The sequence below is a fragment of the Spirulina major PCC 6313 genome (genome assembly GCF_001890765.1).
Taxonomy (GTDB): domain Bacteria; phylum Cyanobacteriota; class Cyanobacteriia; order Cyanobacteriales; family Spirulinaceae; genus Spirulina; species Spirulina major.
This window is the reverse complement of sequence record NZ_KV878783.1, coordinates 3,204,017-3,227,491: the sequence shown is the minus strand read 5'-3', so window position 1 is coordinate 3,227,491 and position 23,475 is coordinate 3,204,017. Positions and strand designations below refer to the sequence as shown.

Here is a 23,475-nt window from a genome sequence, read left to right as displayed (position 1 = left end):
AACTATGGCGGTGGATGAGTCCAATACCAGTCCCTATACCGCTGGACAGGCGATCGCCAATCTTCAACAAACGGAGCATTTGGGCGATCGCTACTATGCAGCTTGGTGGTTAGGAAAACATCGAGTGCAAGATCCAGCCGCGATTGAGGGGCTTTTAGCGGCGCTGGGGGATGAACTCGATCGCTCTCCCGATGGGGGCTATCCATTGCGACGGAATGCAGCGCGGGCCTTGGGAAAAGTGCAAGACCTGCGCATTGTTCCGGCATTAATTGCCTGTTTAGACTGTGACGACTACTATGTGCGGGAAGCCGCTGCCCAGTCGCTGGAGATGCAGGGGGATGGAGCAGCGATCGCACCCTTGAGCGCCTTTTTAACGGGTGGGATTAATGTTGCCACTGCCGTACCGGGGCGACCCCATCTCATCCACCCCTACGAAGCAATAATCGAAGCCTTGGGTACGTTGGGGGCGACAACGGCGATCCCACTGATCGAGCCGTTTTTAGAACATCCTGTGGAAAAAGTGCAATTCGCGGCGGCGCGGGCCCTGTACCAACTGACGGCAGACCCCCACTACGGCGATCGCCTCGTGCGCGGCCTCCAAGCCAATAAACTTCCCCTGCGGCGTTCGGCCTTGATTGATCTCGGTGCGACCACCTATCTGGCCGGGGCAGAGGCGATCGCCAAAACCTTCGCCGAAAACAGCCTCAAACTCATCGCCCTCAAAGGCCTGTTAGAAAATCATCTCCGCCAACAGTCCGCTGATTCGCCCTCCTTAACGGCGGAGAGTCAACAGGTGATGGCCCTCATGGATAGCTTGCTATGACCTCTGACACCACAACCCATTCAATTCAGCCCCTATTGACAGCCATTGACAATGCCAGTTCTGCCGATGCCTTGGTCGGGGCGGTGCGGGCCTTGGGAGCAAGTCATGATCCGGCGGTGATTCCGAAACTGATTGAAGTGTTGGGGTTTAATAATCCGGGGGCAGCGGTGGCGGCGGTGGACGGCTTAGTGCGCTTTGGCACGATCGCGGTTCCCACTCTGCTCGATAACCTGGATGGCTATGACTACGGAGCGCGTGCCTGGGCGAACCGCGCCCTGTCCCAAATTGGCGATCCCCGTGCCCTCGATACCCTGTTAGATGCGGCCCAAGCGGATTTTGCGTTGAGTGTGCGGCGGGCGGCGGCGAAGGGGTTGGGTTTTTTAAATTGGTCGGCTTTACCGATTGAGGCGCAACATCCGGCCCAGCAGAAGGTTTTTACCGCCCTGACCACGGTGCTTACCGATGAGGAATGGGTGGTGCGCTATGGCGCGATCGCCGGTCTGCAAGAACTAGCCCAGCGTCAACCCCACTGGCGCGATCCGGTGCTGGCGGTCTTGGGCGATCGCCTCCCCCAAGAACCCGAAATTGGTGTCCAAGCCCGCTTATCCTGGGCGATTCAAGCGCTCACCTGAGGGGCAGAACGGATTTTGCATGCTGTTTTGGCAAGAGAATCAGAGAATTCGTTAAAGTATGAACAGACTGCATTGTTAGATATTCGATCATCACTAATTCGGGTCATGACATCCTCTTCCATCGCTGTTCGCGAATTGCCTTTGTTTCCCCTGCCCGATGTTGTGTTGTTTCCGGGGCGACCGCTGCCTCTCCATATCTTTGAATTCCGTTATCGGATCATGATGAATACGATTCTGGAAAGCGATCGCCGCTTCGGAGTCTTAATGTTTGATCCGATTCAGGGGCAAATTTCAGGGGTTGGATGTTGTGCCGAAATCATTCACTTCCAGCGTCTCCAAGACGACCGGATGAAAGTGATCACCTTGGGTCAGCAGCGGTTCCGTGTCTTGGAATATGTGCGCGAAAAACCCTATCGGGTCGGCCTCGTTGAATGGATTGACGACCATCCCACCGAGAAGGATCTACGCCCCTTGGCCACCGATGTGGAGCAACTGCTCCAAGATGTGGTCCATCTTTCAGCCAAACTCACCGACCAAAAAATCGAACTACCCGACGATCTGCCCAACCTCCCCCTTGAACTGTCTTATTGGGTGGCGAGTAATCTCTACGGAGTCGCGGCGGAGCAACAGGTCTTACTCGAAATGCAAGATACCAAAGACCGTCTTGACCGGGAAACCGAAATTCTCACCTCAACTCGCAACCACCTCGCCGCTCGCACTGCCCTCAAAGATGTGCTGCCGAGTTAATTTGGGTTCTTTTGATCTATTTGGGTGGCTTTGTGGTGGCGCAGTTGGATCAAGAGTTGATCGGTGCGTTGCGATCGCCAATAGGGAAGGGGCGATTGGGACAAGGCATAGATTTGATCCATCGCCCCTTGCCAATCTTGACGGGCGATCGCGCCCTCAAACGTCTGTTCTCGTTCCGTTGCCTCCCGCCATGCCGTCCGCCATTGGGCAATATGGGTCTGCGCCACACCATAGCGGGGGCTGTGATCGGGGATCTGCTGGATAATGGCGATCGCCCCCTCTAGATCCCCCGCCGCTAACCGCTGTTCCGCCCGATCCATCGCCCAATCCGACCAAACCTGCAATAACTCCGCCTGATCCGCATAGAGGGGATGTTGGGGCGACCATTGGCTCACCTCCGTCAGAATCTCAAGCCCCACATCCAGATCCCCCGCCACCGCCATCACCTGCTGACAATACAATTGCTTACTCTGCGATCGCAGCGGGATCGGCGTTTGACAGTCTTGATCCGGAAACCGTTCCGTCAACCATAGGCCACTAATGCCCCCGCCCCCACTCACCAACACGCTGACGATCAACCACACCAACAACAACCGCCAGCGGGGATTATTTTGGCTCCGTTGACGGACACCCTCAGACCGGGCATGAGTGGCAACAGGGGGGAGAGTGGTGATCCGAATAATGTGGCGTTGTCCCCGTCGTTCGCTGCGGGTGACGGTGCGTTGGGTTGCGGCGACTGGCTTCACCACCATTTTCATCAGCACCCCCTAGCGAGGCGAACGGGACGCGAAGATCGGTAGCACCATCCCCACCACCAGTCCCACCACCACGGCAAAGGTCAGCAAAACCCCAAAGGGAATCTCCACAGACTGAAGATTTAAAAACCGGACGGCAAGGGGGGTCACGTTTTGAATCGAGAGGGTGGCCACGGCGATCAGCCAAGCTCCGATCAGGATTGCTGTGAGTAAATTTGCGATCGCCCTCATTCCCACCTCGATTCAGAATAGTCGCTGTTGATGTGCAATTCTAAGCAAAGCCATTAAAATAGACCGTAAATATTCTAGCTTGCCCACATTAACCCCGATTCAGGTCATTATATTGCCGTGAGTAACCCCGAACCCACCAACGTTAACAGTCTGCGCAGCGAAATCAACCACCTCAAAGACGAACTGCAAACCCGTGACCAGTTGGTACAGCAACTTTCCCAAGAACTTTTCCGCTTGGTCAAGGGCAACACGCAATTTATGCCCCAGCCCGATGTCTCCGACCGTCACAAGGCTGAAATGCGCATGCTCCGAGAACAGTTGCAAGAAGTGGAGCAACAAGTCACCTTTTATCAACAGCAGATCACCAGCCGCGATCAAGAAATCCACCAGTTACGGCATTCGGTGCAGGAATTGAGCGATCGCAGCCGCATGCTCGAACACGCCCTCCAAGAAATGCCCACGATTTACCGCCGTAAATTTGAAGAGCGCATGGTACCGATCAAAGACAAAATCGAACGTATCCAGCGGGAAAATCGCCAACTCCATGTTGAACTCCAAAGCGTCAGCTACCGCCTCGCTGTGAAAACTCGACGCACCACCAACAAAGTCGATCTTCCCGCCTTTGGTAAACCCACCCCCGGCCCGATTCCCAGTTTCGGCACGGTGTAGCGAGTCCGCCCCCGCTGTGCCAGGCCCAAAAAGATTCGAGAATCTACTGATAGTAAGCTAGCCTGAGAATCTGCCACAATACAAGACATCCATCTTCAGGATTGTCATGTCTGCGAAGTTTTCCCACCTCTATCAACCTCTGCTCCTGCGCATTATCCATGCTGGCACTGGCTTGGCGACCCTCGGCGCAATGGTCACCGCCTACTGGACCTATGAAGTCTACGATCGCCGCTGGGGTAGTTTAGGCTGGCCCCGTTGGCAGGAGGTTGAAGGCATTCATGGCACCTTTGGCCTGTGGTCGTTGCTGTTGTTGCCGGTGTTGCTGATCTACGCTGTGCATCGGGGGTCTAAGCGTCTGGTGCAGCCAGATTTTCTCGCCAAAGTGGGACAAATTCCCGCCCCCATTGCTTGGTATACCCTGCACCGCTTTGCGAATACGATGATTTTAGTGGCGCTGGGGTTTGCGGTGTTTTCCGGCAAGATGATGAGCGAGAAATGGTTACCCCAGGGAGAACTGGATCATTTTTGGTATTTTGCCCATTTGCTGTCCTGGGCGGTGATGCTGGGGGCGATCGCCTTTCATCTGCTGATGACGGCAAAGGTGGGGGGCGTGCCGCTCCTCGTTTCGGTGTGGCGCTGGCCCTATCGCCCGAAGGATAGCCCGCGTTTATGGTGGGGTCATGCGATGACCTGGCGGCAACAGTGGCGGTCAAATATTGCCCAGGCGTGGCGATCGCGATCGCTCCCCTTAAAAATCCTTGAAACCACCGTCTTGCTGATGGTGATTCTGGGCTGGGGATTATCCTTGTGGAAAGAATTCGGCCCCACCAGCTAGGCCGCAGCATCTTGAGCGCAGGCAACCAGGTGATAGGATACGATCTCCATACGTGCAACTTTTGAGCGTGCTTCGTACCCTGCCCTTGTCATAGCCGATCATGACCTCGATTCAAGACCAACTCAACACCCGATTTTTAGCAGCATTTCATCAAGCGTTCGGCGATGAAGTCGAACCGCCCACGCCCCTCGTCGTGCCCGCGAGTAATCCTAAATTTGGCGATTATCAATGCAATGCCGCGTTACCCCTCGCCAAACCCTTAAAACGCAAACCCCGCGACATTGCCCAAACCCTCCTCGATCAGGTGCAACTGGATCACCTCTGCGAACCGCCGGAAATTGCCGGGCCAGGCTTCATTAACCTCCGGATTCAGCCCCAATTCATCGCGGCGCAACTGACGCAACGGTATGGCGATCCACGTTTGGGAGTGGAGCCGACGCAAACACCACAGCGAGCGATCGTCGATTTTTCTAGCCCCAATATTGCCAAGGAAATGCACGTCGGTCATTTGCGATCGACGATCATCGGGGATTCCATTGCGCGAATTTTAGAGTTTCGCGGTCATGAGGTGGTGCGCCTTAATCATGTGGGGGATTGGGGGACACAGTTTGGGATGTTGATCACCTATTTAAAAGAAGCCTATCCCGAAGCCCTCACCACCGCCGATGCCTTGGATCTCGGTGATTTGGTGGCACTGTATAAAAAAGCCAAACAACGCTTTGATGCGGATGCCGAGTTTCAGCAGGCCTCACGGGAAGCGGTGGTGAAGCTACAAGCGGGGGATGAAGAGGCGCGGCGAGCTTGGCAATTACTCTGTGAGCAGTCCCGGCGGGAATTTCAGGTGATCTATGATTTGTTGGATATTCAACTGACGGAACGGGGCGAGTCGTTTTATAATCCGCTTTTGCCGGATGTGATCACAACCCTAGAGGCGGCGGGGCTGCTCGAAGAAGATCAAGGGGCGAAATGTGTGTTTCTCGATGGCTTCACCAATAAGGACGGTAAACCCCTACCCTTGATCGTGCAAAAGTCCGATGGTGGGTTTAACTATGCGACGACGGATTTAGCGGCGTTGCAGTATCGGATTCGTCAGGATGAGGGCGATCGCATCATCTACGTCACCGATGCCGGTCAAGCGAACCACTTTACCCAAGTCTTCCAAGTGGCCCGCAAAGCCGGGATCTTGCCGGAACAGATTGACATCATCCATGTCCCCTTTGGTTTGGTGCAGGGGGAAGATGGCAAAAAGTTAAAAACCCGCTCCGGGGAAACGGTGCGCCTTCAGGATCTCTTAGATGAAGCCGTACGACGCACCTATGCAGATTTGGATCAACGTCTCACCGCCGAAGGCCGCACCGAAACCGAAGCCTTTAAACAACAGGTGGCGAAAACCGTGGGACTCAGTGCCGTCAAATATGCCGACCTCAGCCAAAACCGCACCAGTAACTACATTTTCAGCTACGACAAAATGCTCTCGCTCCAGGGCAACACCTCCCCCTATCTCCTCTATGCCTATGTGCGCATTCAAGGGATTACTCGCAAAGCGCGGGCAGGGGTTGGGGCATTGACGACATGGCAGGAAGAGAGCGCATCCTCTGGGGTGCGGTGGTCGGTGCTTGCCTGGACAGTTGCGATCGCAGTGGCGGCCTTTGTTGCCCTCGATGCCTCGATTCGGGTTCACCACGAACTACATACCCTACCCCTCCTGGCGGAAACAATGCGCCTCATCGGGTTTGGCTGTACCCTCTGGTTTGGGTTCCGGCGGCTCCTGTTGTACCGAGGCCGGCAACAATTATGGGCACAATTGCGGCAGTGGCGATCGCAATTTTTAGACTTCACCCCAGACCCTGCCCCCCCAGAACCATCCCCCGCCGCTGCCATCCAAGTAACCGAAGCAGCAGAATTAGTCCTCGCCAAACATATTTTGCAATTAGAAGATGTGCTCACGGAAGTGGAACAGGATTTGTTACCCAATCGCCTCTGTCAATACCTCTTTGAATTGAGCCAAAAGTTTAATCAATTCTTTGAGCAATGCCCCGTCCTCAAAGCCGAGGAACCCGTCCGCACCTCACGATTAATGCTCTGCACCCTCACCGCCCGTACCCTAGAATTGGGCTTATCCCTCCTCGGCATTCCTGTTTTAGATCGGATGTAGCCCCGAATTTTTCCAGCAATGCTTTGTTCTCTTCCACCTCCCTCCTTCAGGGAGGTTTTTATCTTCAGAAATCTCAAAGATTCATGCTCACTCCGGCACGGGTTTTACAACCACCGTTGATGTATCAGGATCAGGCGCAACACCAAACCATTTTTCATGAATTGCGGCCAGAGTATTGTCTTGTTTCAACGTCGAAATCACCTCATTACATTGATCCCGCAATGGATTACCCTTCGCAAACATCATGCTGTACTGTTCTCCTGTCGGAATGCGTTCGACAACCGCTAAATCATCATGATCTTGAACATAATAGGTCGTCGCTGGCAGATCGGAAATATACCCATCAAACGCACCTGCGGCTAAGTCTTCCATGGCAGGATTTAACCCTTCATACCGAACAATTTCAGCAAACTGATAGCGATCTTGATTTTCAGTTACCCATTGATCACCCGTCGAGCCATTATCAACCGCGACAACCTTGCCCGCCATATCCTCTAGACGCTCAATCTCACTATCGGATCGCACCGTTAATGATTGGTCGCTGTCATAGTAGGGCTGGGCAAAATCTAAGGTTTCAAGACGCTCTTCGGTAATTGTAATGGATGCGATCGCAACATCAATGCGCTCCGAGAGTAGGGCTGGGAATAAGTCAATAAACGGCATATCAATGAATTCAATTTCACGATCTAAAGCTGTGGCGATCGCTTCAATTAAATCCACCTCAAACCCCACTAATTCCCCCGCCTCATCTTCATACTCCCAGGGGACATTCCCCACATTCAAGCCCACTTTTAACGGGGCTGCTTCCGTCTGTTCCGGCTCCGATGGAGTATTACAGGCAGCGATCGCTACACTCAGGGTAAAACCAATACCCAACTGACAAAACAAACGCCGAGAATAGAGTTTAGAGTTCATGGTACTAGATCTGTTATGCAAAGAATAATCAAGAGAACGTAAGGATTAAAAGGAATGGCATGAACGATCGCGATTAAGCCGCAGAATCAACGGTTTCAGATGTAGATGGCTTGAAAGTTTGCGCTAACTCAATGGTGAATTCTGTGCCTTGATTGGGTTGAGACACCAAGCGAATCTGGCCGCCATGCTTCTGAATAATTTGGTAGCAAATCGCCAAACCAAGCCCCGTACCTTTCCCCACCGGCTTCGTCGTGAAAAAGGGATCAAAAAGTTGATGGTGTAATGCCTCCGGAATGCCGTGGCCATTATCAGCGATCGCAACCTTCACCCTACCCTGATCACAGGATGTTTTAATCGTGATTTCTTTCTGAGATTTTGAATCATCATCGAGCAGAGCATCAATCGCATTACTAATCAAATTCATAAACACTTGATTGAGTTGCGCTGGAAAACATTCCACTAAGGGTAAATCACCGTAGTCTTTCGTCACCTTAATGCCACGCTTGAGGCGATTACTGAGCAAGATCAACGTATTATCAATGCCCTCATGAATATCACTGGGTTTTAGTTCCGATTCATCTAAGCGGGAAAAGTTGCGCAGCGATAAAACCAATTGTCGAATCCGATCTGCACCCACTTGCATGGACTGTAAAATCTTAGGTAAATCTTCTCGCAAAAAATCAAGATCACTCTCATCTCGTTTTTCAAGAATGGTGGGCGTTGCCTGCGGCATTTCCTCTTCATAAGAGTCCACAAGGTCAAGGAGATCAATAGTATAGGTAGACACATGGGGCAAATTACCATAAATGAAATTAACAGGATTATTAATTTCATGGGCAATACCAGCCACCATCTGACCCAAACTTGACATTTTTTCCGTTTGAATGAGTTGAGCTTGAGTTTGGTTTAATTCCTGAGTATATTTATCAACCCAGGCAATGAGTTGATTCAATGCAGCGGCTAAAATAGCCGTTTCATCTTGTCCCCATTGTTCAGGGACTCGTTGCTGAAAATCACCCGTTTCCGTCACTGTTTGGGCCACGTTTGTCACTTGGCGAATCGGATTGATGATGCCTCTTCCCGTTACAATGGCTAATAAACAAGCCAACATCACCGAGAGAGTGATGCTCACTAAGATAATACTTGACCGTAAATCATTCGCCCGCTCAAAGTTGGCTTCGGCGATCGTGATTTCTTGCGCAGCCGCATCGAGTAAGCTATCAATTTCCCTGGAATAGCGGAAAAAACGAATTGCGTCCGGCGCTGTGGCAAATTGATTTAAGGCTGCGATCGCTTGATCAATATCTATGGTATTGTCGATCCCCGCTTCAAGTTGAGCTAACGTTTCAGTTTGGGCGGTGACATAGTCTTGAAAGATGCGCTCATAGGCTGTCAAAAATTGTTGAGTTTGGACACTGTGTTGAGAGGTTCGATGGCTCGTGAGTGTCTCTAAAATGGATTCAGTGGTGGTGACTCGGGTCGAAAATTGTTCGATTGCTTGCTGTAACCGTTGGGGGTTGCGCAGTACCGGTACAAATTCCTGCTGGGGTTGAAATTGGCTGGTGATGAAGAGCAGGCGAGCTAGGAGTCGGCCTTCTTGAGTGGCATTACTGAGTTGTTGTTGGGCTTGATGATGGACACGATTCCCGACAATCAAGCCGACCATCGTACCAATCACTGCAATGCTCAAAACGATGCCATAGCCCAAATAGATCTTCTGACCGATCTTTAAGCGATGAAACTGATGGGTGAGGAAAGACAAGGGAAAGTTTGAATAATGTAACGCTGATGGTGAAGAGGATGAAGACGTTATGGTGCAAGACGTTCGCATTAAAACAGGTGAGTCTTCGAGCATATCGGAGTTGGTTTTAAGGGACTGTGTTTAATTCAACATTTTGGTAGATCCCCTATCATTTTGTGATCATCAAAAGACCTTTACCCAACGAGACAAAACTAACTCATTGATCTAGAGTTGACTCAATGAGACAAAAGACCCCCTAGGGGGTATTGTGGAAGGTCAAGTTGACCCATACAAGATCAATATTAACTCTCGATCCCGCTTGTTCACCCATTACCTTCACCCCAAACTCCTCTCCCACGGGGCGAGGGGCTTCTAATCTGTACAGGATGATTAACGAGCCGCTTAACCACTGACGCATTCTTGATTGAGTCCCCTGGGATATGTCGGTTAAAAGCGTGTTTCAAACTCAATCGAGCCGCGACTATCTCCTTGGAAATCCGTAGAGCCGCGAATCGTCAAGTTGTCATTGATGCGATAGCGGATGTTGTACCGGGTTTCTTGGCCGGGTGGGGTAATAAACTGCAACACGGAAAGGGAAAAATCATTAGCGATCGTTTTGCCCACTTCCACGGCGATTCCCAAGGTTCCCGTTGTGCTGTCTTCATTCAACACTTGAGCCGGAAAGACCCGAAATTCACTTAAGCTCAACGCATCACTAATCGTCTGTTGCAAGTCTCCAAACAAGGTTGTCCCGGCAATGTTGGCTAACCCTCCCACTAGGGCTGTGTTATCACCACCGGCAACAGAGTTGATAAAACTACCGCCGAGGAGGGCGAGAATTTCTGTATCACTGCGGGCGGGGCTGCTGCTGAGGTCGATGAGTTGTTGGCGGGGACGTGTGCCGCTTTGGGCGGTGGCGCGGAGGGTTTCGGCGAGTTCAAAGGCGGTGGCGTTAATATCGGCTCGTACCGTTAGATTTTGAATGCCTCCGACACCGACCGGACTATCACTGACCTCAGCGGAGAGGGATTCCACCGCAAAGGTGCGCCGACTTGTTTCAATCACAGACCCGACAAGGCGTAAATCTAAGAAGGGATCAAGGCCGTTGAGGGGGTTGAGCACGGCTACGTTGTTGTAGTTGCTGTCAAGGCGGAAGGTGGTGGTAAATAAATTGACATAGCCGGAATTGAGATCAATGACACCATCGGGCTGTAGGTCGCTAAAGCTGCCGTTTAAGACGAGATCTCCTTGGGCGACGAGATCGAGGATGGGGTAGAGCCGAATCCGGAAATCATCGGCGAGGATGAGGCGTAGATCACGAAATTCAAAAAAACCATTGCTGGGTTCTGCGGTGGGGCTGTCACCGGCGGCACCGCTGAGGGAGGCTGCGCCGAGGAGTTGAACATTGCCGTTGGTGACGTTGACGTTGCCGGTGATTTCGGGGGCGAGGGCGGTGCCGAGGATTTGGACTGAGCCGCCGACGACGCCGGAAAAAACGCCCTGAAGAGCGATCGCCAACTGATCCAACGTCACGGTTAAGGGATTCTCTAGGGCTTGGCGTTGGAAGGTGGGAAGGCTGCCCGCCACGGTGAGGGAGCCGCCCCCAAAGTCCCCCGTGATCGACTCAATATCAATCTGGTCAAAGTTGAGGGAAATGACCCCATCTAGGTCTGTAATCGTTTCGGGGAGGAGTTTTGACCCCAGTACCCCGTCTGTGATGGTGATGCTGCCGTCGGCGACGAGGGATTCGAGGGCGAAGCGATCGGGGTTAACCTGGCCGCGAATATCCACGTTGACATCACCGCTGCCGCCTTGCCAGATCAGGTTTTGGCGGCTGATGATGTTGAGAATGGCCAAACCGTCGTCTTGGACTCTGGCGGTGAGGGTGGCTTGGTTATCGCTGGGGGGAAGAGTGCCGGGGATGGGCAGTTGATAGGGAAATTGGCCGGCGGCGGTGAGGGGGGTTCCGTCTGCCATGAGGGTGCTGGTGGCGCTGAAGCGGAGTTTGGCGTTGTTGTAGCTAAAGTTGGCGGTGGCGGTGTCGATGGGGGTTTCGTTGACGCTGGCCCCTAGGATGTTGACGCGGCCGAGCAGGCGGGGGTTGGCGCGATCGCCCCCTAGGGTGGCTGTTACATTAATTGTGCCGCCAAAACCAATGGCAGGTGGGAGGGGGAGCAGATCTTGGAGGGTGATGATCGGGAAGTCGTTGATTTGCAACTGGCCAGTAATTTCATCATTGCCGAAGACTCCGGCCAGGGCTAGCACGCCTTCGGCGGTTTGGAGTTCCAAGGGGCGAATGGTCACGATTCCCTCGGCTAGACTGCCGATCAAGGTGACGGTATCGGCTTGGTATGCGCCCCATTGCCAATCGCTGCCGTTGAGTTCCACTTGGGCATTGAGGCCGCCAATGCCCTCACTTAATGCACCGGACAGGGTAACGGCTCCGCTAAAGGAACCGGCGATCGCATCCAAACCCGGAAACGGCAACGCATCGATACTGTCTTGGCGGCGTAGTTCGTTGAGAGCGCGAATTTCTGACAATCGACTGAGGCGATCGCCGAGGGAATCATCGGGACGACCCACCCCCAAGGTATTGAGATCCGCCGCCTGACCCAGTGCAGGCTGGCCGAAGGTGTTGCTAATCCGCAGCAGGTCGGAAAATTTCACCAGGTCTAAGGCGGCAAAAATATCCTCCACGCGGCCATTTTCGATCGCCACAGTACCGTCCACCCGTGGCTCTGGCCCGGTGGGGATCAGGCTGCCGTTGATCTCGTAGAGGGTGCTGCCGGTTTGCAAGCGAGCCTCCCGCAGCGCGATCGCATTCCCCACATATTGCAGATCCCCCGTGAAGCGATCGCCCCGCAGTTGCCCCACCACGGGTTTTTCAATGGCGACAGACCCCGCCACGCCCCAATTGCGCCAATCAACGGTAAATTTTCCGGTGAGATCCCCCGCGAGGGGTTGGGCAGCGATCAGGGGTGGCAGGAGGCCGTTGGGTAAAAAGGGTTTGGCTTGGGCGAGGGGAAATTGAGTCAGGGACGCGGTGAGAATGTTGTTTTCCGTGCGCCCGGTGGCGATCAGTTGATCCAGGCGGAGATCAAAGGTGGTGGGGCGATAGTTAGCGTTGAGGGTGACGAGGATGCGATCGCCGTCTTCCTGCTCAGACCGCAGGGCGATTTCACTGCCCCCCGGTTGCAGCGACACCGGCCCCGTCAAGATCGGGTCAAGCTGAAACTGATTCACCGCCACATTCACCAAGCTGAGATCTCCCTCAACCTGGGGCGCGGTTAATGTCCCCGCAATCCGGCCTTCAAAACTGGTCAAGCCCCGCAAATCTGCCCAGGCCGCCGCCGTCGGGAGGGTGACAAATTGGGCCGCCACCTCCGGCAAGGCGGCCAAGTCCAAATTCTGGGCGATGACCCCCAAATCCACCCGCTGCACCACCGCCGCATCGAGTTGCCCCCGCAACAGGCGAGGCACATTAAACTGAAGATAGCCCTGGGCCGTCAATTGTTCACCCCCCTGCAATCGATTCAGGGTGAGCCGCCCGTCTTGCCAACCAAACTCCGCATCAATCGGATCGCGCACGGCGATTAACCCCTCACTGAATCGCACCGCGCCTTGGGCTTGGAATTGGGCGAGATCAAACAGGGGTAACCGAACATCCAATTGTCCGGTGAGTTGTCCCCGTAACAGGTTGGAATAGGGGGCAAGGGTGATATTGTCCGGCAAGAGGCGAGCGGTGAGGGTGCGATCGCGCAGGCTAAATTGTGGGATGGCGAGGCGATCGCGCCCCATCTGGGCTGTGCCCTGGCCTTGGAGTTGCAGGGTTTCCACCGTGAAGCGACGGGGAATCACGCCGGTCATGGTGACGCGGCTCTGCAAGGATTGCCCCAAGGCGGCCGGAAGTTGCGGTAACAGTTGCCGCGAGTTGATCCCCTCACCCTGCACCTGGGCTGTCCAGTTGCGATCGCGGAGGGTAAACGCCACATTCCCCGTCCCTCCCCCCAAAGCAGATGCGATCGCCGTTCCCTGCACCTGCAACCCATCCCAAATCCCCAACAAGCCACCCCGGAACAGCGCACTAAAAGGCGTTGCCACCTGTACCTCTGCCGCCAATCGCCCCAGGGCCGAGCGATTCAGCGGCAGTTGCGGAAACAGTTGCGCCAGTTGCGCCGTGTTTAAATTCTGGGCTTGGAGCGTAGCGGTGAGGCGATCGCCCTGCAACCCTAACCCCAAAAGCTGCGCCGTCCCGCCCGCAATGCCAACCCCCATCGCGCCGCGACTCACCAAGCGCGTCGGCCGCAGCCCCGCCAAGGCTCCCGCAACGGTGATTTGACCGTTAAAATTGCCCAAGGGAAAGGCTTGTAGTTGCGCCGGAAGTTGCGCCGCAAAGGGTTGCACCGCCACATTTTGGGCTTGGAGTTGGGCGACGAATTGCCCCCCGGCCAGTTGCAGTTGTGGGATGATTAGCCGTCCTGCGCCGATCGTGGTTTGGGTTTGGCCGGTGATGGCGATCGCCTCTAAATTCAGCGCCTCCCACCGTCCCCCCACCCGCAGGCGGGCATCGGTTGCCCCCAAGGGCAAATCCAGCGGTAGGCGCAACTGTTGGGCAAAAACAGTGGCTTGCCAGGTGTTCTCTGTCAAGCCCACATTGCCCACTTGCACTCGACCGCCGAGGAGATCCGTACTGAGCAACACCTGAGCGGCTTGCCAATTATTGAGGGGAAGGCTCACCGTGGCGTTGCCGGACGTGGTGCCGAGGGCAACGGGGGTCGCAACTTGAACTGTTTGGAGAGCGCGATTAATCGGGATTTGCTCCCATTGGGTTTCAAGGAGGGCGATGGGGTTTTCGGGGTCTTTGCGGGTGGCGATCGCTTTCCCCGTCACCTTGCCGCCAAAGTCCGGAATCAACGTCCAGGATTCGACACTGAGGGTTTGTTGTGCCACCGAGGCAATGAAGTCGGCGTTGAGCGATCGCACCCCCACCCGATCCACCCGCAACGGCAGACAGGGCGAGGCCGTTACACAGGCCGCCTGCACCTGTCCCCCAATTCCCAAATCCTCCAACGGCCCCCGCACTTGGGCCGTCATCGCGATCGCCCCTTGCAGTGCGATCGGTAACTCCAAATCTTCAAACACCGCATCAAGAAGCCGCGTCACCTCCACCGGCTCTAGGCTCACTTGCAGATCATTCTGGCCACTCAAGGACACCGCCCCACCCAACCCCACAGGCACGCTGCCCAGCCGCGCCGTCGCCCCATCAAGCAACACCTGATCCCCCTGAAACCGCAGCTTGGCATTAGCCAACCGCGCCACCGATTTCACCCCCTCCACCTGCACCGTCACATCCTGAACCCGGCCCACGCCCTCTAGGGTGGGCAATGTTGCCAAACTAAAGGGATTCCCCTGTAAGGTGAGGGTGACATTTGCCCCCACCGTTCCCGTCTGGATCGTGGTGTTGAGGGGTAACGGCGGGATCAGCCGCATCACTTGGGGAATATCGACCCCTTGCATCGTCGCGGCTAAGGTTCCCGTCAAGGTATCCAACGACCCCGACGTTAGCCCCAATTCCCCCTGCACCCGAAACCGCCCCCCTTCGGCAAGACTGCCTTGCAATTGGGTGACTTGCAGATCGTCCAAACCGCCATTGATCAATAAATTGCCGCTGTTCACCTGAGCGACGAGGGGCGATCGCTGACTCTGATCGGGATTACGGCGCACCACTGATGCGATCGCCCCATCCACCCGCACCGCCACCACCCGGATTTTGATCGGCAAGTTTCCCTCTTCAATCGTCGGGATATTAATCCATTGACCATCCCGGTCTTGCTCCACATACACCGTGGCATCCGCAAACGTGATATCCAGTTCAAGCCGCCGCTCAAAAATCACCTTAAGGGGATTAAACCGAACGGCGACGGCTTCCGTGGTGGCATAATCCGCATCGTCGGCGGTGGTAGGGAGGCGAGTCTTGTTGAAGTGAATGGCGGTGGGAGATAGGCGAGTGACCGCACCTAACTCCACTGGCCGTTCGAGGGTGTTAGCGACTTGTTGGGCAATAAACGGTTGCACAAGTTGCTGCACGATAACCCACAGCACGATCCACGCCGAGCCAGAACCCGCCATCCCAAAGATGAGCCACCAGATCCAACGGCGGCGACGGGGTTCAGGGGGATTCGGTTGAGTCTCAGGAGTTTGGTCTGTCATCGGTCAAGCACCACATTCCAGACGGTTTAACACAAAACGGGCCCAAAACGGGTGAAACCGCTGCCGGTGAGCGCAATTCCACAACCTTAGAGGTGAATTCACGACGAGAGTTACACCAATTGGCCTGGGCTGACCGAAGCTTCCCCGCTGACAGGATTCCCCCGTTGCCTCCCGTTATCGGTTTGGACTGAGGAGGGCAGGATTAGGGGTGGATTTAATCGCTTGACCCGATTGGGGATCAAGGCGATAGAGGGGTTGAGTGGCGGGTTGAATGGGGATGGGCGATGTTGTGTCTCCGGCTTCGGTGGCAAAACCGACATCATCCAGGGCTTTTTGGGGTTGGAGTTCGTCGGCTTTGGGGAGCATTAACGTACCACTGCCGAGGGCAATTTTACCCAGTTCGGCTTTGGCGCGTTCTTCGGGGGTGAGGCCGCTGGTCATTACCTGCTGCATTTCAGCCATGGCCCATTTCAGGTGCGGCCCCGCATCGACGGGAACCCAATCGCCGCCGATCAGGTGTCGCCATTCAAAGTGCAGGTGGGGCCCGGTGGAGTTGCCAGTGTTACCCACAAGGCCGATCACGTCGCCCTGTTCGACCCATTCGCCGGCTTGGACGAACATTTCCGAGAGGTGGGCGTAGCGGGATTCTTGGGTTCCGTCTTCGTGGCGGAGGATGACCAGTTGACCGTAGCCGCCGGTGTATTCCGCGATCGCCACTTGCCCGTGATAACTGGCGAGCACAGGCGTACCTTGGGGCGCACCGATGTCTGTGCCGGTGTGCATCCGCCATTCCCCAAAGATGGGATGCAGCCGCCAGCCAAAGGTCGAACTGATTGAACTGGGAATGGCGAGGGGGAAGAGCAGGCCGCGATTGTTGTTGTTGGGATAGGCCGCCGGACGACTGAGGGCTTTCTGACCCCGGTTGAGGTAGGCGAGGGGCGTTTGGGGGACTTCGTGAATCGAGTAGCTGCGGCCAGGTTTATTGTGGCGCTGGAGGGGAGCGGGGGGTCGCTGTTGAGCGAGGCGGGGGGCTTGTTGGAGCCGACCCGGTACGGCCATGGCGGGTGGCGGTGTGGGACGGCGTACGGTGCGCTCTGGGGTTACACCACAACTAGCTTGGCTAAGGCGGCCGTTGCTGACTTGGGTTTGACAGCCGTTGTGGCGATCGCTCACCACCACTTGGGGCCGAAGCTGCGGTCGGTTGGAGGGTTGGGCGGCGGTGGCGGGGGATTCAGCCCCGTAGGTGGTCACATCTACATAGGTTTGGGTGGCGCGTCTCGGTTGGTTGGCCACGGGGGGGCGATCGCGTAATGCCGCCGGGATCGAAGCGGGCTGGCGATCCGGCACAGATACCGTTGGCGCGGGTAATGGTTGAGGGGTTGCCGTGCGTGTGGGTTGGGGCGCAGGGGCAGGGGCGGCCACGGGCTGGGGTTTGGGTGCAGGCGCGGCCACCGGTTGGGGCGCGGGCGCAGGGGCAGCGGTCTCCACTTTGGCCGGCTTCACCAATTCCGTTTGCACCGGTTGGGGCGCAGGGGGTGGGGTTTGGGCCACTGGAACCGGCGCAGCGACACCACCGAGATTATCCACAAAGGTATCGGTTTGGGACCAAGCCAACCCACCGCTGAGGAGGCTCAACCCTCCGATCCAGCTCACGCTACGCATCAGCAGGGCATTGCGAAGAAGTCCGTACAGTGGACGTGGGGTTTGGCGCATGATCTCTCCTTGTCGAGGGTGTCGTGAATGGATGGACTGACGTGTTGGGATACGATTTCGCATTTTACGCCATAGATTACGAATTATGACGGGCGCGGTCGTCAGTTTAGAAGGATGCGGCTGAATCTTTGGGGCATGGGGATCAAGGGAACGGGTCAGGGTAACCAATTTGCACGGCTCCCGGTGGACAATTCAACTCGGTGTGGGCTTGTCCTCCCTGTAAGCGTACCCGTAATTCTCCCGTGGGTGTAATGCCGATCACTTGACCGGGCGCTCCGGCTACGGATACAGATCGATGTTTGGTTTCTAAAAGTTCCCAATAGTCGGCGAGCACGTCCGGCATTGGTCGCGTCTGGCCCCAGTGGTTGCCCTGTTGAATGCCGACGATCGCGATCGCTGCTAACTCTTCCAAACTCGCTACCCTAGCATCCGGATCGGTGGCGAGGGCGATCCCCGTTGCCGGAACAGGATTACACCAATTGAGACCGACCCCCACGACGGCGATCGCCTCCCTTGGATTCACCTCGGTTTTAATTCCCCCCAATTTACGCCCATGCAGCAGAATATCATTGGGCCATTTCAACCACACCGGCACAGCGCGATCGCGCAACTGCCGCGCAATGCCCCCAGCACTGAGCAGCGTCACCAGCAGCGGCGGCAGGGTGGAAATCGCGATCGCCCAAGAGAGATACAACCCGCCAATCTCAGACTGCCACACCCGCCCCCATTGCCCCCGGCCCGCCGTTTGGGATTGCGCGATCGCGCCCCCAGGAACCCCCTCGGCTGCCAACTCCCAGGCGATCCGATTCGTCGAATCCACCTGCTCCACCACCCGCAACCGAGGCAATTCAGCCCCGCCCGCCAGCGTTAACCAAGCCGCCTCAAATAGGGCGCGATCGAACCAATCCACTAGGCAAAATCAATCTGAACTACCATATCGTTATAGTCAAAATCACCCCCACCAGAGAGATCCTCAAACCCGAAGATATTATTCCCCAGCATGATCAGGTGATCTTGACCATCCGGATTCGCCGCATTATAGGCAAAATAGGCTTGATTTTTGCGATCGATTTCATTATTCGGATTATCCGCCAGGAACTCATCAATCGTCGCCCCCGCCAGAATAAACGGCGCATAATACGCCCCCCCAAACCCTGTAGCACTACCGCCACTGGTGGAATTATTATTCACCGTTAAATCCAGACCCGCCACCCGATTTTCAATCGCAGCGCGGGCATAGCCAGCACTCCCCGGCGTTAACCCATTAATCGCCCCCGTCAGCGGATCATCCACCCGATACAGACCAAACACATTATTAAAAACCGCCTCCCGAAAGAGCGAAAATGTTGCCGTTAACCCGGATGCCCCCGTTAAATCAATCACCTCAACCCCCCCGTTTACACCGGGATCATTCCACAGCCACACCACACCATTACTAGACGTTGGATCAATTTCGGTGGTTTGCCGCAGGGTAATCGTCAGGCCGCTGAGTTCAGCACTACTCGATCGGAGTTGCCACACTCCCGTACTCGACGAGGTGATCTGGTCAAACAAGGTTAAGCTGCTTGACCCGGATAACTGCACGCCAAATTCAAAGTTAACCCCCGTCACATCAGACCCCCCTAATGCCCGTGTGACTTCATCAATAATAACCGGGCTGGGAGCCGCAAAGTTGTTCGGCAAAAAGCCCCCCGGCAACAGGAAAAAAGCATCCAGAGTTCCGTTAGCAAGGGGTGTGCCCACCTTATCTTTCAAGATGAGTTTAATATTGGAAATTCGGGAGGAAGGTGCTCCCTCAATATCCATTTTTAAATTACTACCACTCACCCCCGATGGCCCAAAGACAAAGCGCTGCGATATATCATCATAAAACAGGAAATCTGTGGGGTTCGTTCCCGTTTCTGTGAAGTTCTCGAAGGCAAAAATCGGGTCACTCGTACCATCTGTACCAACGTAGGCCTCGATCGCTTCATCCCCATCAATATCTGCAAAGGCCGGGGCGATCCGCTTTTGATCCCCTGTACCGATGATCAAATCATTAAAGGGATTGTTTTCGTCAAATTGCTCTTCAAACACAGGCGTTGTATTCGTGCCGGTGTTCAAGAAATAACGAATACTCCCATCTTCTGAGCCAACAAACGCATCAAAAATGTCATCCCCACTAAAGTCCGCAAAGTAGGGTACAACACGATTATTATCCCGCTCGGAATCGGTTAAATCAATGCCATTGAAGGGATTTGCTGTCCCTGTTTGTTTGACAAAATTGACTTCACTGGTGTTACTGTCATTAATGTAATAATCGATCGCATTGTAGTGACCGATAAAGAGATGCTCAGGGATTTTGTCGCCGTCAATATCCACAAAGCGGGGCGCGGCGTAGGCCGTCGTCCCGACAATTTCCCCTAACAGCTTGTTGTCCGTAGCGGTGACGTTGGAGTTTTCGCCGGTGGGCAGGGCGGTGCCGAAGGGTTGGGTGGTGCTGTTGGCGGCGGGATCGTTTTCGTAAAAATAGAGGTTGCCGTATGATCCGCCGACGAGCATATCTAGATCGCCATCCCCATCGGCATCGAAGAAGTCTACGATCGCCCCTTGAATCGGCCCCCCAGTGAAGGCATTACCGAGGGCTGGGTTGCCAGTGTCTTTAATTTCAAGGGAATTAAACGGATTAGCGCTACCGGTCTGCCTCGTGAAAACCCCGGTGCCGTCGTTTGTGAAGTAGAGGAGGGCACTGTCGTTAACGTCGCTGGCGTTGGCGGGAGCATCGGAGGCCTTGTTATGGCCGATGACGAGATCAAAATCTCCATCTCCATCCCAGTCCACAAAGGTGGGGACTTTGAGGTCAAATCCCTCGACGGCCGTGACGTTAGATTCATTTTCAACAATAAATTTTTGAACCATGGCTTTTGAAGGAGGTAGAGGGTTGGCAATGGACGGGGGTTGAGGTGAGGGAGGGGTTGAGCGGTGGGGTCTTTAAAATTTATCTTGTTAGAGAATAACAGCGTAGACCATCATTGATGAGCAAAGTATAACCTTTGGGCGTTTAGAGTGAGGGACGATCGCCTTCTGTGAAAAGTTGCGATCGCTTCTTTTCCGCCGGGGGTGCTCCCATGGTGATTAGGGTGCAAATTTCGTCGGTTTTGAAACCGAGAGCCATAGGACGGACAACACCGGGGAGAACTTGGACATCATAAAGCTCCGTGATCACGCCTTCAAGCTGTAACCAATGATCTATATTGCCCGTTTTGAGGTTAATGATCATCAGGCCACAGACAGCTTCAGCATTTTTAGCAGTGAGAGCATCATCGAGGGCAAGGCCCGAAAAGGTGCGATCGCCCCGTGGCTTCGATGTTCCCACGATCGCCCAGTCCTTGTGAAAGGCCAAACCGCGTAAATATCCCGGACAAAATGCGATCGCCTCAAACCGCTGCCAAATTGGGTCAATATAACCAAACTCCCCCGTCCCCGAATTGAGTACCCAGAGGCGATCCTGGTACAGACGCGGCGAATGGGGCATCGAAAGCGTATCCAACATCACCTCATTGCGCCGAATATCAATCACACAGCCGTCTTGATGGCGTTTCTGTCGCCACCCCGCCGCCACATCCGACCGACTCACCGCCGTTGCATAGGCCGGTTGACCCTTTTCAAAGGCCAAGCCATTCAAGTGACAGCGATCCTCTGGGGCCAACTTGGTGATAAACGGCGGCTGCCAGAGGGGGATGAAACTGTAATGGTTGCTGATCGTCGCCAGACAACTGTAGAGGGTATTCACAAATAAGACGCGCTGGGTGCGGGTCAAGCCAAGATCGTGAATATCCACATCCCCCGTGGTATGGGCCACACGCGGCACATACACTTTGTCGTAGCCGTTATGGGTTTCGCCGGCTTGGAGACAATTGTCCAGTTGCCACACCTGAAACCGACAGCCGAGATAAATCCGCTCTGGGGTGGCATAAAGTCCCATTGGTCGATCAAACATTCGCTCGAAAATCGAGGGGGTCTGATCGGGTTTCATGCCCAGGAAAAAAATCCGGTTGGTTTGGTAGGTGGTGAAGGTGAGGCTGATCCGTTGTTCCGCCAGCCAATTTAAGGCATGGCGGGAACAACTGACCGCGAGGGGGGGATTGGGTTCACTCATGAAGGCGGTTTAGTAGTAGCTGCCGGTTTTGCGATGATGGACGGCGGTGGTGCCGTTTTCGTTCAACACTTTGCCGGTTTCTGCTACAGCATAGATCAACCAGTGATCGCTGCACTCCATGCGATTTTCAACGCGGCATTCTAAATAGGCCAACGCATCGGTGAGGATCGGGCAGCCATTGTCGGCGGGTTCGGTGCTGATTCCCTCGAAGCGGTCTTCGCCGGGGGCGTAGTTTTTCATGAAGTGTTTGCGCAGTTGTTTGCCTTCGGCCAGGATGTTGAGAACGAAGCGATCGCCCCCATAGGTGAAGTCTTCAATGGCGCGGTCTTTGGCCACAGCGATCGTCAAGCCAGGGGGCGCAAAGGATGCTTGAGACACCCAAGAGGCCAGCATCGCACTTTGTAACTCCTCCCGCTGCACCGTCACCACACAGAGCGAGCCGATAATCCGGCCCACGGCCTGCTCTAGTCGCGCCGCTTGGGAATCGGTAACAGAGCCTTTGGGTTGGCGTTGTTTTTGTTGACGTTTCAGGGCTTGGGCGAAATCTGTGCCGGCTTCTTCGCAATATTTAATAATTTTGTCCGTGGGGGTGAATTTAACGCGAATCGGGTCAAACCCAAAGCGATAGCCGGCATCACGGAATTTTTGTTCGAGCATATCGATCGCTTCCCCGCTCCAGCCATAGGAACCGAAAACGGCGGCTAACTTGCTTTGATCCGCCGTGGCGAGGACGATACCGAGGGCGGTTTGGACTTGGGTGGGGGCATGGCCGCCGAGGGTGGGCGACCCCATAATGAACCCGGCGGAGGTTTCAACGGCGGTTTTAATCGCTTCGGGGGTGGTGAATTCGCAGTTAATCGCTTCGACTGCAACCCCGGCTTTGGTGATGCCGCGCGCGATCGCCTGGGCCACGATCGCCGTATTGCCATAGGCCGACGCATAGATCAGCGCGACGCGATTGGCCTTGGCTTTCTGGTCAGCGAGCCAGGTGTGATAGGACTGCTTTAACTCGCTGAGGCCGTAGCGAATCAGGGGACCATGGCCAGGGGCATAGAGGGGCGCGGGGTAGTCGGTTAATTTTTCGAGGGCGGCTTCTACTTGGGTGGCGTGGGGAGCCATCAAACAGTCGAAATAATAGCGCCGATCGTCGCTGTAGACTTGCCAGCCTTCATCAAGGATTTGATCACCGCAGACATGGGCCCCGAAGAGTTTATCGGTGTAGAGAATTTCGGTGGCGGGATCGTAGGTGCAGAGGTGGTCAGACCAGCGGGGGCTGGGGGTGGGGATGAATTGGAGGTGATGCCCTTGGCCGAGGTCGAAGGTTTCGTCGTTTTTGATAATGAAGCAGTTGATCGCGATTTCTGGCAGGATTTTCTGGAGGGAAATGGCGGCGGGATTGGAGCAAATGACGGTGATGGCGGGGTTGATCGTGAGGATCTTTTCGAGGGTTTTGCCGCGATTGGGGTTGATGTGGCCGAGGACGATCGCAGCTAAGGTTTTCAGGTCAAGGCGGTCTTGGAGGGCGGCAAGAAAAATGTCGGTGAAGGATTCGCCGGGGGGGTCAAGGAGGACGGTGCGATCGCCTTCGATCAGGTAACTATTGGCCGTTGTGCCTTTGCGCAGGGCATATTCAATTTCAAATTTGAGGCGATCCCAGGTGCGCGATCGCAGCACACGGGTTTGGGCAGCAATGGGGAGGACTTGGACATCACGGGGTTTTACGTCAGCCATAACAAGTGGGGAGGGGGGTGGAGGTCTAAACGAATGCGGTGATTTTAAGTTTTTCTGTAATGGTTTCTAGTGTAGAGGACAGGCTGATCGACCTTGGGCGATCGCAGCGAGTTTTTTGGATTGATTCTGCTGATAGGAATGATATCCTCACCGAGCTAAAGCCATGGTGATTCCTAAATC

General features: G+C 55.0%; 16 protein-coding genes. 6 read left to right on the top strand and 10 right to left on the bottom strand.

The genetic code is table 11. The features are described 5' to 3' along the window. Window positions 1–10: 10 nt before the first annotated feature. The 3 genes from SPI6313_RS14105 (at window position 11) to SPI6313_RS14095 (ending at window position 2,202) form a co-directional block, all read left to right on the top strand. Entirely contained in the window at window positions 11–823 is an 813-nt protein-coding gene (locus SPI6313_RS14105; RefSeq protein ID WP_175551223.1) for a C-phycocyanin alpha-cysteine-84 phycocyanobilin lyase subunit CpcE, read from the top strand. Further along, a complete protein-coding gene (locus SPI6313_RS14100) occupies window positions 820–1,455 on the top strand; it encodes a C-phycocyanin alpha-cysteine-84 phycocyanobilin lyase subunit CpcF (RefSeq protein ID WP_072621570.1) in 636 nt (211 codons plus the stop codon). Before SPI6313_RS14105 ends, SPI6313_RS14100 begins: the two co-directional genes overlap by 4 nt. 105 nt (window positions 1,456–1,560) lie before the next feature. Further along, complete coding sequence (locus SPI6313_RS14095) at window positions 1,561–2,202, top strand: LON peptidase substrate-binding domain-containing protein (protein WP_072621569.1); 642 nt, start codon at window positions 1,561–1,563, stop codon at window positions 2,200–2,202. Here SPI6313_RS14095 and SPI6313_RS14090 read toward each other — a convergent pair. After that, on the bottom strand, window positions 2,199–2,954 hold the full coding sequence (locus tag SPI6313_RS14090; protein ID WP_072621568.1) for a hypothetical protein: 756 nt from the start codon (window positions 2,952–2,954) through the stop codon (window positions 2,199–2,201). The two genes, SPI6313_RS14095 and SPI6313_RS14090, sit on opposite strands and share 4 nt — an antisense overlap. Window positions 2,955–2,969: 15 nt before the next feature. Next, window positions 2,970–3,188 (bottom strand): DUF1049 domain-containing protein, encoded by a 219-nt coding sequence (locus tag SPI6313_RS14085; protein ID WP_072621567.1) that lies wholly within the window; start codon window positions 3,186–3,188, stop codon window positions 2,970–2,972. Window positions 3,189–3,305: 117 nt separating this feature from the next. Here SPI6313_RS14085 and SPI6313_RS14080 point away from each other — a divergent pair, with 117 nt between their 5' ends. From SPI6313_RS14080 to argS, 3 genes are all read left to right on the top strand, one after another. Continuing rightward, window positions 3,306–3,857: an Npun_F5560 family protein gene (locus SPI6313_RS14080; protein WP_072621566.1), complete on the top strand. Its 552-nt coding sequence runs from the start codon at window positions 3,306–3,308 to the stop codon at window positions 3,855–3,857. 106 nt (window positions 3,858–3,963) lie between these two features. Next, complete coding sequence (locus SPI6313_RS14075; protein ID WP_072621565.1) at window positions 3,964–4,692, top strand: cytochrome b/b6 domain-containing protein; 729 nt, start codon at window positions 3,964–3,966, stop codon at window positions 4,690–4,692. A 100-nt stretch (window positions 4,693–4,792) separates the two neighbouring features. After that, the gene (argS, locus tag SPI6313_RS14070; RefSeq protein WP_072621564.1) at window positions 4,793–6,847 is read left to right on the top strand and encodes an arginine--tRNA ligase; all 2,055 of its coding nucleotides are present in this window, start codon (window positions 4,793–4,795) and stop codon (window positions 6,845–6,847) included. A gap of 87 nt (window positions 6,848–6,934) precedes the next feature. Here argS and SPI6313_RS14065 read toward each other — a convergent pair whose 3' ends face one another. The 8 genes from SPI6313_RS14065 to SPI6313_RS14030 form a co-directional block, all read right to left on the bottom strand. Further along, window positions 6,935–7,762, bottom strand: a complete 828-nt coding sequence (locus SPI6313_RS14065) for an ABC transporter substrate-binding protein (RefSeq protein ID WP_084669036.1) — start codon at window positions 7,760–7,762, stop codon at window positions 6,935–6,937. A 73-nt stretch (window positions 7,763–7,835) separates the two neighbouring features. Next, on the bottom strand, window positions 7,836–9,524 hold the full coding sequence (locus tag SPI6313_RS14060) for a sensor histidine kinase (RefSeq protein ID WP_072621563.1): 1,689 nt from the start codon (window positions 9,522–9,524) through the stop codon (window positions 7,836–7,838). 426 nt (window positions 9,525–9,950) lie between these two features. Then, window positions 9,951–15,713, bottom strand: a complete 5,763-nt coding sequence (locus SPI6313_RS14055) for a translocation/assembly module TamB domain-containing protein (protein ID WP_072621562.1) — start codon at window positions 15,711–15,713, stop codon at window positions 9,951–9,953. 174 nt (window positions 15,714–15,887) lie between these two features. Then, window positions 15,888–17,366, bottom strand: a complete 1,479-nt coding sequence (locus tag SPI6313_RS24030) for a M23 family metallopeptidase (RefSeq protein WP_217650612.1) — start codon at window positions 17,364–17,366, stop codon at window positions 15,888–15,890. Between the two features lie 202 nt (window positions 17,367–17,568). Further along, window positions 17,569–18,336, bottom strand: coding sequence for a biotin--[acetyl-CoA-carboxylase] ligase (locus tag SPI6313_RS14045; protein ID WP_217650611.1), 768 nt, complete (start codon window positions 18,334–18,336; stop codon window positions 17,569–17,571). Continuing rightward, window positions 18,336–20,324, bottom strand: coding sequence for a DUF4114 domain-containing protein (locus SPI6313_RS14040; RefSeq protein WP_072621560.1), 1,989 nt, complete (start codon window positions 20,322–20,324; stop codon window positions 18,336–18,338). Before SPI6313_RS14040 ends, SPI6313_RS14045 begins: the two co-directional genes overlap by 1 nt. A 142-nt stretch (window positions 20,325–20,466) precedes the next feature. Continuing rightward, a complete protein-coding gene (locus SPI6313_RS14035) occupies window positions 20,467–21,564 on the bottom strand; it encodes a TIGR03032 family protein (RefSeq protein ID WP_072621559.1) in 1,098 nt (365 codons plus the stop codon). Window positions 21,565–21,573: 9 nt separating this feature from the next. Further along, window positions 21,574–23,295: a diflavin flavoprotein gene (locus SPI6313_RS14030; protein WP_072621558.1), complete on the bottom strand. Its 1,722-nt coding sequence runs from the start codon at window positions 23,293–23,295 to the stop codon at window positions 21,574–21,576. Window positions 23,296–23,475: the final 180 nt, after the last annotated feature.